The organism is Pelatocladus sp. BLCC-F211 (assembly GCF_041928655.1).
Taxonomy (GTDB): domain Bacteria; phylum Cyanobacteriota; class Cyanobacteriia; order Cyanobacteriales; family Nostocaceae; genus Pelatocladus.
The window spans coordinates 1-13,855 of the sequence record NZ_JBHFLM010000073.1 but is presented as its reverse complement, the minus strand read 5'-3'; the positions used below and the strand labels follow the sequence as shown (position 1 = coordinate 13,855).

Below are 13,855 nucleotides of genomic sequence, written 5' to 3'. Positions count from 1 at the left end.
TTGCGGGGAGGGGTTGGGGGTGGGGTGCAATGACTGTGGGAAGTATAACTAATTATCCGAACCTGATATCATTAGGCTCTGTGATTCTTACAAATCATATAGGATTGCTATGGCGATCGCACTCTTCAAAATTCACGTTGGTCACGAAAATTGTTTGATCCATAGAGAACATTAAAGCGTTGGTTCAAAACGTTTTAACGTTGTTTATTAATTAAACGATTTTCACTTTTCCCTATCTCATCGATAGCTTATTTTCGCTGAAAAAATCGATCCGCCTGACGGCGGAAAAAAGGAAAAAAGAACAAGTGTAGAGGGCAAAAGGGCTAAAGTACAAAGGGCTACTGAAGAATCCTCCCAACCGCGCAGACAACACGAAAACCAAAATTGTAGAAGAAGTTGTCGCGCCTATAGTTGACGTTGCGAGACGCAGAACGGCAGATCGCAGGATAGTTGAGGCAAGAACCGCCCCGCAGTACGGCTCTTCTTTGCTTTTGAAAAAGGTTATTATTATCATCAAACCACGCACTACCATCTGTCGGCGCACTTTCATAGTTATCGTGCCAATCATCAAGACACCATTCCCATACGTTCCCGTGCATATCGTATAGCCCAAAAGCGTTAGCGACTCCAAAGCTTCCCACTTCTGTTGTTTTTTCTCGATATGTTCCTTTTACCCCAGCACCGTAAGTTTCGGTAGCACGATAATTGGCTAACTCTGATGTGATTGTTTCGCCAAAATGGAATGGTGTTGTTGTTCCGGCTCTACAGGCGTATTCCCATTCAGCTTCACTGGGGAGACGATATTCTTTTCCTGTCTGTTTCGATAATCTGGCACAAAACTCAACTGCATCGTACCAAGAGACTTGCTCTACGGGACAGCGATCGCTGTCTTTGAATTTGCTAGGATTGGGTTCAAGGTCGCGATCGACTTTTAAATCTTTACGAGATGCGATCAGACGCCACTGTGCTTGGGTAACGGGGTACTTACCCATAAAAAAAGGTGGAACAGTTACCTCCTGCTGGGGGCGTTCAGAATCTCGGCTTTCAGCTTCAGTTTTGGGCGAACCCATCGTAAACGTACCACCTCTGATAGCAACCATGTCTAGAGTGACGCTATTACCAAGGTCTTCGGTAAAGTATTGTGCTTGGCGTCGTTCCCATTGAATTTCCTGTCCTTGGGTGTTGACGGTGACAACATCAAATGCAAACAGTGGCGGTAAGGGCTTGATTCCGCAAGCATCATGTTTTTGGACAAGAGCCTCAAAAATTTCTTTGAGGTTTCCAGAAGTGTTCAACCACCATCCACAACGTAAGTCACTCTTAGCTGAAGATAATCTAGCATCTCGCACACCCCAACCAAAGCGCCCTGTGGAGTGCATCCAAAGCTGATCGATAGTAATAAGACAGGAGGGAAGTTTTTTTATCGACGCGACATCAAACTCACGCTTGCTTTGTGGGTTAGCTACCTTCAGCATAACTTTTACAGTTTCCTGAGCGGCTTTTTCCCAATCTCCAGCCGCAAGGTAATTAACGAGTTCAGTGTACTCTTGATCAACTCGGTTTTTAACTACGCAAATCTCCTTCTCTCCTGTGTTGTCTCCATCTATAGTCCAGCATTTTGCTTGAGCCAAATAATTTTCAGCTTCAGCTAAAGTCGGTAGTCTGTAATAGTACACCGAACTATTTTCAGAATTTTCATAATTACTTATACTTAGCGAGAAAGGATTGAGATTTAGCCAGTTACAGAAACCAAGGGTATTTTCCCAACTCATTCCAACTATAGGATGTTTGGCATTTCCAGCATCAAATCTCATTTGGCTGGAGCCTTGCTCATCAAGAAAAAGTTGATATTCGGCACAGGTAATATAACTAGTATCAATTTCTAAGTTTTGATCAACTGGCTGCAAGTTGTTCAATCGTCTTGTGAGTTTCACCTGTGCTGCTAATTTAAAAATTTCTGGGTCATTAGACTCTAACCCAGCATCAAGTTTATCTATAAGTTGTTGCCTGAGTTGTGGGTCAATACGCCAACCTTCTTCTTCGTAATCCGAGACAAGTACGAAAGCATTCACAGATGGAGAAGGCATATTTATCACTGCACGCATCAAATTGCTGGCATTATTAATCTGAGCCGCATAGAGACGGATGGTTTCAGCCCACCAAGAATTATTGATATTTGCGATTAATAAATCTTCTTGATTTGATTCTTTGATTTGAACAGCTGCTAAATATTCTTGGAAACTCAAGTGAGCAAATTCATAAATATCCAGTTCTTTTTCTACTAACAACCCACAGTCATCGCGAATATGCTTGAGAAAATCTTCTGCATTAGCCAAATTTGGGGGAAATGTTGTCAAATGGTCTTGAATCAGAGATTTTCCTTGAGATAAGGTAAACTCACGAGTATTTTTTTGCATCAGTTCCATTGCTAGCACTTGCAAAACAGATTGCTTTTGGGAAGCTGGTAGAGCATTGGGTATATTCTTATTTTTAGCTCTTTGTCGTTTTTCAAGTACAATCTCGCAAATTTCCTTGTAAAGCTCGACTCTTTTTCCAGGTAAAGCGCTACCACCACAGTGAACTGTAGCAATCATTGTCAGCAACAAAGGATTCACCGCCATAATGCGTAAGGGACGGCTATCTGCGCTGATTTATAGCCGTTTGGTCGAGAAGTTAAGATAAAAGTTGTGTTTGGATAGTGTCCCATTTCTTCATCTACCCAAGCACTAACCTGCTGACGCTCTTGTTCATTTGCTACTTCATCCAACCCATCTAACATTACTAAACATTTGTTTTGCTTTAATTTGTCAGCAAACCACTTAGGTGGTGGATTAAGTGGATGACGTTTTTTGAGATGCTGTACTTGTTTAGTAATCAAATCTGGCAAAGGAGGTTTATTCGTGATAATTTCCTGACGCACCTCTCGGAGATACAATAACACTGGAATGAGTTTTGGTGCTTGAGGATAGACTTTGCGCTCTTGCTTGCTGGCATAAATCAGCGTCAAATGTCTTAAAAGTGTTGTTTTTCCCGAACCTGGTGCGCCCAAAATTACCATGCGCCGAAATTCACTCTTGTCTAAAAAATCCCAAATTTGTTTTTTCCTGGAGCTATTCGCTTCACGTTTGTGCTGCTGAATGATGTCTTGTTTTACATTTGCAGCATAATTTTCCGATATCTTGAGTGGTACAAATACCTTTTGTAATTCCAGAATGCGGTTTAAATTCAATCCCTGTGTCTCAAAGTCTCGACATTTGTATATTAGAGCTTGGTAATATTCACGCTGAAATGGAGAGGTTAATTCTATCCACAAATCTTCAACCTTGCTCTTAATCCAAGCAGCAACACTAGCTGCACCTTGTCTTTGCCATTCCTGCCAAATTGCTGAAAGTTCAGCTATCAATTTCTTCCAAAACTCTTGGCTACCAACTATAACTGTAATAATTACTGTAAAAATTAAAGACAGAATTGCTGCCGTTGATTGCTTTTCCCAAATAAAATGAAATGTGAGAAACAGTGTTGCACCTGGAATCAGCCATAACATTTTCTGACGCCATGTTTCGGGTAAAATCAGCACAGGCGGTAGTACTGCTCCTAAGCCAAACATTCCTATTGATGCATAAGAAAATACTGGAGAAAATTCTGTTGGTACTAACTTGAAATACAACGGTATTGTTAGGATCACACCTCCTACTAAAGGTAAAAAGCCACCAATCCAGTTTTGATTTGTAGTCGCTGAATTCTGTTGAGGGTCATTGGATAGTAAAGTTAGAATCAGAAGTGTTACTATACATCCGACTGTTAACCAAAATATTTGTGAATCTGAAATATTTAAATCTTGTTTACTAGGAAATTGATTAGTCGTCCAAGCAAAGAAACCATTGGCGATTATCGTCAGCAGTGGTAGCAGCAAAGCTTTGACAAATCTGGACATAGGAGGTAAAACAAGCAAACTCAGCGTTTGTTTTTATATTAACCCGTTCGTAGTAAGGACTTTAGTGCTTAGAAAATAAGGACTAAAGTCCTTACTACGAACTTTATGATGACGGTTTTTCCAGATTCGGATTTGAGTACACACTCACTTTGAATGGTTCTAAATTGTTAATTCCCTCATCTGCTCCCCTGCCAAAATGCTAAAATTAGTACTGATGCTAGGGGTGCCTGCATCCAGGCTGAGATTATACCCTTTGCACCTGAATCCGGATAATGCCGGCGCAGGGAAGCTGTTTATTGAGGAAAGCAAATATGCGGACAGAATGGATTGCCAAGCGAAGAGGCGAGAGCAATGTGAGTCAAATGCACTACGCTCGTCAAGGTGTCATTACTGAAGAAATGCACCACGTCGCTAGGCGAGAAAACCTCCCCGTTGAACTAATCAGAGATGAGGTAGCACGGGGACGGATGATTATTCCTGCAAATATCAATCACACAAATTTAGAACCAATGTGTATTGGTATTGCTTCCAAATGTAAAGTAAATGCTAACATCGGTGCTTCTCCCAACTCTTCTGGAATTAACGAGGAATTGGAAAAGCTAAATTTAGCGGTAAAATACGGGGCTGATACCGTCATGGATTTATCCACTGGCGGTGGTAACTTAGATGAAATTCGCACCGCGATTATTAAAGCTTCACCCGTTCCCATTGGCACAGTGCCAGTATATCAAGCTTTGGAAAGTGTACATGGTAGAATTGAAAATCTCACAGCAGAGGATTTTCTGGATGTAATTGAGAAACACGCCCAACAAGGGGTAGATTACATGACAATCCACGCTGGGATTTTAATTGAACACTTGCCTTTAGTCAGAAACCGCCTAACTGGCATTGTCTCTCGTGGTGGTGGTATTTTGGCAAGATGGATGCTGCACCATCATAAACAAAACCCGCTTTACACCCACTACCGAGATATTATTGAGATTTTCAAAAAATATGATGTCTCATTTAGCTTGGGTGACTCACTCCGTCCTGGTTGTACTCATGATGCTTCTGATGCAGCCCAATTAGCAGAACTCAAAACCCTGGGACAATTAACCCGCAAAGCTTGGGAACACGACGTGCAGGTGATGGTCGAAGGCCCTGGACACGTACCAATGGATCAAATTGAATTTAACGTTAAAAAGCAGATGGAAGAGTGTTCCGAAGCACCTTTCTATGTGCTTGGCCCATTGGTAACAGACATTGCTCCTGGTTACGACCACATAACCTCTGCGATTGGTGCAGCCATGGCTGGTTGGTATGGCACGGCTATGTTGTGCTATGTTACACCTAAAGAACACTTAGGTTTGCCAAATTCTGAAGATGTACGCAATGGATTAATTGCTTACAAGATAGCAGCTCATGCGGCGGATATCGCCAGACACCGTCCTGGTGCAAGAGATAGAGACGATGAACTCTCCCGCGCCCGTTACAACTTCGATTGGAATCGTCAGTTTGAATTAGCACTTGACCCCGACAGAGCTAAGGAATATCACGATGAAACTTTACCAGCAGATATTTATAAAACTGCTGAGTTTTGCTCGATGTGTGGGCCTAAATTCTGTCCGATGCAAACTAAAGTAGATGCAGATGCATTGACGGAACTAGAGAAATTCTTGGCGAAGGATAAACAAGAAGTAGTGACACAAAGTTAACCAGTCTTTCCGGTACGCCTTGGAATGAAATTCCAAGGCTATAAAGCAATACGCTTGGTGTTAATACCAATTCTGTATGAAGATGCGCCTAATTATATAAGGCAATACGGTTCAGTTAAGGCTAAAAACTAAAACTAGCGTAGGTTGGGTTGAGGAACGTAGACGCGCCCTGCGCGGCTTCTCGCAGAGTAACCCAACATTATCAAGGCTTTGTTGGGTTTCGCTTGCGCTCAACCCAACCTACATTTCTTCTTAACTGAACCGTATTGTTATATAAGGAACGAACCACATAGACGCGCTTTACTCGGCTATCTACGGTAGGCGCGTTAGCGACTTCTGCAAGTAGACAGGGAGTGTCGAAGCGCAGGGTAGGGCGCAAAGAACACAAAGAAAGAAGAAGTCAATCAAATTTCGCGCAGCCTCATAAAGAAATGGTATAAGGATTTTTGCTACAAAAAATTGGTCTGTAGAGACGCGTTCGCTTTTAGCGTTCCCGCAGGGTAATTTTGCGTCTGGTACAAAGGATTGTGGGCTAAACTGAAATCCTCTGCTTTTCTTTCGGTCAAGAAACTTTTCCAAAAAAGCTTGACAATTTTAAAGGTGTTAGGCATAATTAAAAAGTTGCAAATCAAGGGACTGTAGTTCAATTGGTTAGAGCACCGCCCTGTCACGGCGGAAGTTGCGGGTTCGAGCCCCGTCAGTCCCGTAGAAAGTAAAGTTTACATATTAGATTAGATATAGTGTTATTCAGTTTATATAAATGATATAAACTCTTGGAATTTATAACACTATTTCCAGAATAACCTACAATGATCATGCTTTGCGATAATCAATCATTTGCGAATTTGCTGTGACTGTTAGAGTACGTATTGCCCCTAGTCCAACTGGAAATTTACATATTGGTACAGCGAGAACGGCTGTATTCAACTGGTTGTTTGCCCGTCACCACGACGGCAAGTTTATTTTACGAATAGAAGATACAGATTTAGAGCGATCGCGTCCCGAATATACAGAAAATATTCTCCAAGGACTACGCTGGCTGGGATTAAATTGGGATGAAGGGCCTTTCTTCCAAACCCAACGCCTAGATATTTATAAACAAGCAGTACAAAGTCTCCTAGAACAAGGACTAGCTTATCGCTGCTACACCACTGCTGAGGAACTAGAAGCATTACGAGAAGGCCAAAAAGCTAGAGGTGAGGCTCCTCGTTATGATAATCGTCATCGCAATTTGACACCAGAACAAGAAGCCGCATACAAAGCCGAAGGGCGTAGCTTTGTGATTCGTTTCAAAATTGATGACCACCGAGAAATTGTTTGGAATGACTTAGTCCGAGATCAAATGGTTTGGCGCGGTAGTGATTTGGGCGGTGACATGGTGATTGCTCGCGCCGCAGCTGATGGTATTGGTCAACCTCTGTATAACTTTGCAGTTGTAGTAGATGACATAGATATGCAAATTACCCATGTCATCCGGGGAGAAGACCACATTGCCAATACTGCCAAGCAAATCCTACTCTATGAAGCCTTTGGAGCAAAAGTCCCAGAGTTTGCCCACACACCCTTGATCCTCAATCAAGAAGGACGCAAGCTTTCTAAACGAGATGGCGTTACCTCTATTTCTGACTTTCAAAAAATGGGCTTTACTGCTGAAGCTTTGGTCAATTACATGACATTGTTGGGTTGGTCTGCTCCCGACTCGACAAAAGAAATTTTTACTTTACCAGAAGCAGCCCAACAGTTTAGCTTTGAGCGTGTGAATAAAGCAGGCGCAAAGTTTGACTGGGCAAAGTTAGATTGGATCAACAGTCAGTATATCCACGCTATGCCAGTAGATAAACTGACAGATTTACTCATTCCTTTTTGGGAAGAAGCCGGGTATAAATTGACTGGAGGACGAGAAGAACGTCCTTGGTTAAAACAACTAGTAGTTTTAATTCAACCTAGTTTGACTCGGCTTGTGGATGCTGTCGCCATGAGCAAACTATTTTTTACCGATGCAGTGGAATTTAGTGAAGAAGCTGCTGTGCAACTCAAACAAGAAGGTGTTGCTGCTGCAATTGAGGCGGTGAACGCTGCATTACAGAACCAGCAGGAATTCAACGAAGCCAGCGCCCAAGATATTATCAAGCAAGTAGTCAAACAGCAAAATGTTAAGAAAGGTTTGATTATGCGTAGTCTGCGAGCAGCCTTAACTGGAGACATGCATGGCCCTGATTTGATTCAATCGTGGTTGCTATTGCATCAAATTGGTTTAGACCAGTCTCGATTAATTAAAGCAACACTAGAATCTCAGTAAGTCGGTACAATTTTGGTGTCTTGGTGTCTTGGTGTCTTGGTGGTAAAAAAATAAATCTTAAATTTAACCACCCTACTCTACGAGAAGCCACTTCGTGTCTACGGGTTCGCCACCTTGCCAAGTTCCCTCCGGGACGCTACGCGAACGTGACGGGAACCGCCAAGACGGCAAGTGGACTCACCAAGACACTAAGACACTAAGAAAATCCCCGTATATCAAAATTCGACAATTACTGGTGCATGGTCGCTAGGTTGGGTTAACTTGCGGGGAGTAATATCAATGGTGCAACTTTTGGCACGCTCGTACAAATTGGGTGTCAAATAATGATGGTCAATTCGCCAACCTAAATTGCGGCGGAATGATGCGGCGCGATAATCCCACCAAGTGTAGTGTCCACCTTCGGATGTGAATTTGCGAAAAGCATCGGCAAACCCCAGTGTTAAGATATCTCGCAGTGCTTGGCGTTCGCCTTCAGATGCCATTATGTGATTTCCTGGATTCGCTTTTTCGTGGATATCTTGATCTTCCAAGGCAATATTAAAGTCACCACACATACAAATGTCCGGGGTTGATGTTAGCAGAGTTTGTAAATACTCTTGTAGAATCGCCAACCAACGCAGTTTATATTCGTACTTTTCGCTGCCAACTGCGGAGCCATTGGGTACGTAAAGATTAATAATTCTAATGTCGTTGATTACACCTGTCAATACTCGCTTTTGCTCGTCAAATTCTGGTGATATTTCTGGCAAGATTGCGGTAAAACTGGTGCTGACATTTTGTAGAGGTTGTCGGCTGAGAATGGCAACACCATTGTAAGATTTTTGACCAGAAAAATAGAGATGATAGCCTAATTCTTCAAATGGCGATCGCGGAAAATTATCATCAATAACTTTTGTTTCTTGCACGCACAACACATCAATTGGATTTTGAATTAACCAATCAACAACATGCTGTAAACGAGTGCGAATAGAGTTAACATTCCAAGTAGCAATTTTCATTATTTAAAAGTTAACAGTCAATAGTTAGAGTCTGGGTAATTAGTTAATAATTAATTGTTGATGGTTAGCTTATTCGCACTACTATTCCTCATTTTCCATTCTTTCTTCTCCTTTCTCAACTTCTCAAAATTGATCTTCTAACAAAATTTAGTATTTTTCCTTACAAAATCTTTTATTATCTATGATCCCCAAGATAGATGCAACTAAAATATTGCTGGTTTTAAATTGATTTAGTATAGTTACCTGATTGCTTGTGCTGATGATCTGCAATACCTACTAGATTGTGGTAAGCATCATCAGAATATTAAGAATATATAAAAAGTTTCTTGTTTGAGCTTTTGATTTTCTTTTTTCTGTCTTGCTGCACTACAAGGCAATTGCAAAGTTAGGTTAACTAATATTGCACTCTTGGGAGTCATTTAGGTTAATGTTAAAGTCAAATAGTTAAGTACAAATGCTTGATCGACGTATGTAATACCAATTCTGTATGAAGATGCGCCTAATTGTATAAGGAACGAACCAGATAGACGCGCTTTACTCGGCTACCTACGGAAGCCACTCCGTGTCTACCCGCAGGGTAGAACACAAAGAACACAAAGAACACAAAGAACACAAAGAACACAAAGAACACAAAGAAAGAAGAAGTCAAGAAAATTTAGCGCAGCTTCATACAGAATTGGTATAAGTCTTATGAAATCAATAAGCAGTAACCAGTTGTCAACTTAATAAATACTCAGCTACTCCTAATACTAAATCTGGAGGGATGATTATCCAAGCTGTAAAATTAACAACTGATAACTGATAACTGATAATTGATAATTGTTGATAGAGGACTGTATCACCTGCTGAACCAAAACAATATATGAAGATCGCTCAAGTAGCCCCTTTATGGGAACGAGTTCCGCCTCCAACCTACGGAGGAATTGAACTGGTAGTGAGTCGCCTGACCGATGAATTAGTTCGTCGTGGTCATGAGGTAACACTGTTTGCTTCTGGAGATTCACAAACTTTGGCTAAGTTAGAAGCAGTTTATCCGCGTGCATTGCGTTTAGACCCTAATGTCAAAGAGTACACAGCATACGAGATGCTGGAACTCAGCCAAGTTTATCAACAGGCGGCGGAATTCGATTTAATCCATTCTCATGTAGGGGTTTCGGCTTTACCTTTGGCCAGTTTGGTGTCAACACCTACAGTACATACTCTGCATGGCAATTTTACTGAAGATAATTGCAACGTCTACAACCATCATCAAAAGCAACCATACATCAGTATTAGCGACGCGCAGAGACAGATAAACCTGAATTACGTTAGCACAGTTTACAACGGAATTAACCCAAACGATTATCTTTTTGTAGAGAAACCCCAAGAACCACCATATTTGGCATTCTTAGGACGCTTTTCACCAGAAAAGGGACCACACCATGCGATCGCGATCGCCAAAAAAACAGGTTGGCGCTTGAAAATGGCTGGAAAAGTAGATGTCGTAGATTCAGAATTTTTTGAAAAAGAAATTGCTCCTCAAATTGATGGTCAGCAAATTCAGTTTTTTGGAGAAATAAATCACGCTGAGAAAGCAGCACTTTTTGGGAATGCTGCTATTACTTTATTTCCTATAACTTGGCCAGAACCTTTTGGTTTGGTAATGATTGAATCTATGGCCACTGGTACGCCAGTCATTGCGATGAGTTTGGGTTCTGTACCTGAAGTTATTAATCACGGTGTCACTGGTTTTATCTGTCAAAATGTTGACGAAATGGCGGCGATGATTCCGAAAGCATTGGAACTCAATCGTCATCGATGCAGAGAATACGTAGAAAACAGATTTAGCGTTATCCAAATGGTCAATGGGTACGAGGCGGTTTATGAACAAGTGATCAAAAATCGCGCAAATTTAAATGGGCGAATTCATTCTGCAAAAATCCTGTTTTAAATAATTTTTTCTTGGCGGATCTTAATCAATAATTTTTTTAAAGGAGGACATTAGTATGAGCATGAGAAGCAACATATGTCCATGTTGTGGAGATTCCCTCTTGCGTCATGTCCGTCATGGTGAATTCTACTGGTTTTGTCAAACATGTCGGCAAGAAGTACCACTGTTAAATGTTAATATTAACAGTCTCTCAACTGCGATCGAACGCAGAGTTGGGGCTAGAGACTAATAATTTGTCAAGTTTGAATGAAGAGTTCGTAGTAAGCACTTTAGTCCTGAATTTTTAAGCACTAAAGTGCTTACTACGAACTTTCTTAAATTTTGTCTTTCTTTTGCCTTGTTCAGTGAAATTTTTCAAGTAAGATTATCTTTGTTTCTAAACTGCTCTGCGTATTGCTGCAACTTTTGAAAATAATCAAGGTTCACAATCTCAGCAACATCGCTTTCTTTTTTTGCCAGGTCAATTTGAATTTTTAAATCTAATACTTCTTGTTTGAGCTTCTGTTCGCGTTTGTAAAACTCGCGAGACATGTGAATAGCTGCTGCTGCTTGGTTTGCTAAAGCACTCAAAAACTCTAAATCTTCGTCAGTATAACTGATCAGAGGAGATAAATTATCGACGTATAACACCCCGATCACTTGCGTATAAGTTTTGAGAGGTACGCACATGCAATTTTGAATTGCTTCTCGGACAATTGAGAAAGAATCATTAAATCGCTGATCGCGTTTAGCATCCTGAGTGATAATTGCATCCCCGCTTTCATAAGCGAGATTGACGATTTTGCTACTGTAAAGCTGTTGATAGCCAGCAAGATCCTCTCGTAACTTGCTGGCTTTTAGTTCGAGTTGTTGAGACTGTTCATCGACTAAGAGAATCGCCGCGTGATCGATTCTCATAATTTGAAACACTAAATCGAGAATCTTGTGGAGAAGTTGATCGGGTTCGTCAGGTGAACAAAGTTGTTTGCTGACTTCTAAGAGAATTTTGAGTTTGTTGACTGTTTGTTGTTCGCGATCGCGAGACTTTAATTTGATAATAGAGTCTTCGCTTGGCTTCTGGGCGACCAAATCCTGAAGTTGCGAGTCACTTTGGGGGAGAGGAATTTGTTTAAAATGATCGCTTAATGATTCTTGATGATCTCTGATCGGTTGGGACTGGGATTTTTTCAAGGAATGAACGAATTTTAACTGAAGTTGACCACAAGCGATCGCATCGCCGTCACGAAGTTGAGAGACGGTGACTTTGACTTGATTGACAAAAGTATGATTGCTACTACCACAATCTTTAATCGTCACTCCATTGGGGGCGACGTGAATCTGCGCGTGGTAACGAGATACGGTTTCTTCCAGCAAAACAATAGTATTGTCGATTTTACGACCAAGGGTGTTAAATCCTTGTTTCAACTCATAAACTCTCTCATTTGGTGTTTCAGGGGCGTAGATTAAATACGGCACTTTTACTGTTTGGATGTTCTGTAGCTGATTACTTTAAATGGTAACTATCTTTTTAGTGAGTCGCACAGAGGTACTTTTTTAAGACCTAAATTAAATCAAGAACGAACCTAACGCCATAAGCAACTCAGTCACCCCCAAAACTCGCGATGGGATGTCACGTCAGGTGCTGGTAGTTGTGAAAGGCATTTAATCCCTATAGATAAGTATAAGCATACCCAAATTTTTTCAGGAATTAGCTTATCCAGAGCGATCGCCTATAGTTTTCAAACATGCTCTCATATGGTTGTTCTAAGATTCATTTTAAACATTTTAAAAGACATATTTATTTTCCAAATGTTCATAAATTAAAAACACATATTTGGGCGATTATTTGATTTATTTTTTAAATAATAAATCAAATACACTCGGTTATTTGTTAGTATGAGAGCAGCAAAAAACTTAAATAATTCTTGTTGGACAAATAACATGATTATTGCTGATTTAAAATTTGATGAATTAGTAGAAACCCCAAACACGATAATTGGTGGTGCTTCATCATTTTATACTTACACTAATTCCAATCCTGATGATACATCTGGATTAAAAAAAGCTGATGAAAAGCTAATGGAAATGTCACCTTCAGTAAAAACTTTACAAGACTCAATCATGGAAGACATTTAACAGCTAATTTTGCAAAATTAATTAAGAGTGAGCATAGGTTATGATAAGGATGGTTTATCCAATTCTACAAGTTTCACTTTTAATTTTGGCATTAGCCATAAAAAATATTAGAAAGAAAATTGATTGTTTGTAATTATAATTTAAACCATCTAATATTTTTGTATATCCCTTGTTTTTCAAAAACTTTTCTAAAACAAGGGATTTGATTTTAATATTAAATAATATATTTAACAGCTTAAACGAAATATTTATGAGAATTAAATATAGGCATAACAAAGATTTGCTATGCCTATACTAAATTAACTATCTGACTACAAACAAATTGTTTCACGTTTAGGTACTAATTAATTAAATTACTGATATTGCTGATAAACTTCCAGCATAATTTATACCATCTTTAGTACCTTTTGATGTCCTAGTTATAACTTTACTATTTTCAGTTTTCTTTGCTGAAATTTTATGCTTGATTCCGAATTTATCTGTTGTCTCCTTTTCCAAAGAATATTCTCCTGGATGCTTATCAAACTCAGCTAAATCATCTCGAAAAATATCTGATATGTCTTGAAAAACATGATTTGGGAATAAACCACCCTGAATTTGCAGATCATTATAAAGCTCTATTTCACAAAAACTTAGATTATCAATTTTTAATCCACTCATAATTACATCCTCATTTGCAATACAATGTAGTTCACTAACATACCACCCCACACAAATTCACTAACTGATTACTTGCACTATTCTTAAACCAAGTCTACTTTGAGAACTGTAGTTTTATAGGTTGGGTGTAGCGACAGCGAAACCCAACATTATAGTCTGGTTAATGTTGGGTTACACTCCGTTCCACCCAACCTACATAATGTCCTTTTTGAAAAACTCCTCTTT

General features: G+C 40.1%; 10 protein-coding genes, 1 tRNA gene and 1 riboswitch. Of the genes, 6 read left to right on the top strand and 5 right to left on the bottom strand.

Annotation, left to right across the window (positions count from 1 at the left end):
* Positions 1-338: 338 nt before the first annotated feature.
* Together ACE1AT_RS08510 and ACE1AT_RS08505 are read right to left on the bottom strand one after the other, a co-directional pair.
* Positions 339-2,621 carry an SUMF1/EgtB/PvdO family nonheme iron enzyme gene (locus ACE1AT_RS08510; protein ID WP_374867244.1) on the bottom strand — a complete coding sequence of 761 codons (2,283 nt, stop codon included), beginning with the start codon at positions 2,619-2,621 and terminating at the stop codon, positions 339-341.
* A complete protein-coding gene (locus tag ACE1AT_RS08505) occupies positions 2,612-3,934 on the bottom strand; it encodes an NACHT domain-containing protein (RefSeq protein ID WP_374867243.1) in 1,323 nt (440 codons plus the stop codon). Before ACE1AT_RS08505 ends, ACE1AT_RS08510 begins: the two co-directional genes overlap by 10 nt.
* Before the next feature lie 209 nt (positions 3,935-4,143).
* Positions 4,144-4,238, top strand: a riboswitch (TPP riboswitch).
* A gap of 7 nt (positions 4,239-4,245) precedes the next feature.
* Between ACE1AT_RS08505 and thiC the strand changes: the two genes are divergently transcribed.
* From thiC to gltX, 3 genes are all read left to right on the top strand, one after another.
* Positions 4,246-5,628: a phosphomethylpyrimidine synthase gene (gene thiC, locus ACE1AT_RS08500; protein WP_374867241.1), complete on the top strand. Its 1,383-nt coding sequence runs from the start codon at positions 4,246-4,248 to the stop codon at positions 5,626-5,628.
* A 632-nt stretch (positions 5,629-6,260) separates the two neighbouring features.
* Positions 6,261-6,334, top strand: a tRNA-Asp gene (locus tag ACE1AT_RS08495).
* Positions 6,335-6,478: 144 nt separating this feature from the next.
* Entirely contained in the window at positions 6,479-7,927 is a 1,449-nt protein-coding gene (gene gltX / locus ACE1AT_RS08490; RefSeq protein WP_374867239.1) for a glutamate--tRNA ligase, read from the top strand.
* Between the two features lie 215 nt (positions 7,928-8,142).
* Here the strand turns inward: gltX and xth are convergent, their stop codons facing one another.
* A complete protein-coding gene (gene xth, locus ACE1AT_RS08485) occupies positions 8,143-8,925 on the bottom strand; it encodes an exodeoxyribonuclease III (RefSeq protein WP_374867237.1) in 783 nt (260 codons plus the stop codon).
* 562 nt (positions 8,926-9,487) lie between these two features.
* Here xth and ACE1AT_RS08480 point away from each other — a divergent pair.
* Together ACE1AT_RS08480 and ACE1AT_RS08475 are read left to right on the top strand one after the other, a co-directional pair.
* Positions 9,488-9,610, top strand: a complete 123-nt coding sequence (locus ACE1AT_RS08480; protein WP_374867235.1) for a hypothetical protein — start codon at positions 9,488-9,490, stop codon at positions 9,608-9,610.
* 177 nt (positions 9,611-9,787) lie between these two features.
* The gene (locus tag ACE1AT_RS08475; protein WP_374867233.1) at positions 9,788-10,855 is read left to right on the top strand and encodes a glycosyltransferase family 4 protein; all 1,068 of its coding nucleotides are present in this window, start codon (positions 9,788-9,790) and stop codon (positions 10,853-10,855) included.
* A gap of 354 nt (positions 10,856-11,209) precedes the next feature.
* On the opposite strand, the gene ACE1AT_RS08470 is transcribed toward ACE1AT_RS08475, so the two are convergent.
* Positions 11,210-12,310 (bottom strand): GAF domain-containing protein, encoded by a 1,101-nt coding sequence (locus ACE1AT_RS08470; protein ID WP_374867231.1) that lies wholly within the window; start codon positions 12,308-12,310, stop codon positions 11,210-11,212.
* A 420-nt stretch (positions 12,311-12,730) separates the two neighbouring features.
* On the opposite strand from ACE1AT_RS08470, the gene ACE1AT_RS08465 reads away from it, so the two are divergent.
* On the top strand, positions 12,731-12,970 hold the full coding sequence (locus ACE1AT_RS08465; protein WP_374867229.1) for a hypothetical protein: 240 nt from the start codon (positions 12,731-12,733) through the stop codon (positions 12,968-12,970).
* 348 nt (positions 12,971-13,318) lie between these two features.
* Here the strand turns inward: ACE1AT_RS08465 and ACE1AT_RS08460 are convergent, their stop codons facing one another.
* On the bottom strand, positions 13,319-13,630 hold the full coding sequence (locus ACE1AT_RS08460) for a hypothetical protein (RefSeq protein WP_374867228.1): 312 nt from the start codon (positions 13,628-13,630) through the stop codon (positions 13,319-13,321).
* Between the last annotated feature and the right edge of the window lie 225 nt (positions 13,631-13,855).

Bases quoted from the DNA above. Each gene is read 5' to 3' on its own strand.
- ACE1AT_RS08475 (WP_374867233.1), top strand. From the start codon at position 9,788: ATGAAGATCGCTCAAGTAGCCCCTTTATGGGAACGAGTTCCGCCTCCA.
- ACE1AT_RS08465 (WP_374867229.1), top strand. From the start codon at position 12,731: ATGAGAGCAGCAAAAAACTTAAATAATTCTTGTTGGACAAATAACATG.
- ACE1AT_RS08505 (WP_374867243.1), bottom strand. From the start codon at position 3,934: ATGTCCAGATTTGTCAAAGCTTTGCTGCTACCACTGCTGACGATAATC.
- xth (WP_374867237.1), bottom strand. From the start codon at position 8,925: ATGAAAATTGCTACTTGGAATGTTAACTCTATTCGCACTCGTTTACAG.
- ACE1AT_RS08510 (WP_374867244.1), bottom strand. From the start codon at position 2,621: ATGGCGGTGAATCCTTTGTTGCTGACAATGATTGCTACAGTTCACTGT.
- thiC (WP_374867241.1), top strand. From the start codon at position 4,246: ATGCGGACAGAATGGATTGCCAAGCGAAGAGGCGAGAGCAATGTGAGT.
- ACE1AT_RS08460 (WP_374867228.1), bottom strand. From the start codon at position 13,630: ATGAGTGGATTAAAAATTGATAATCTAAGTTTTTGTGAAATAGAGCTT.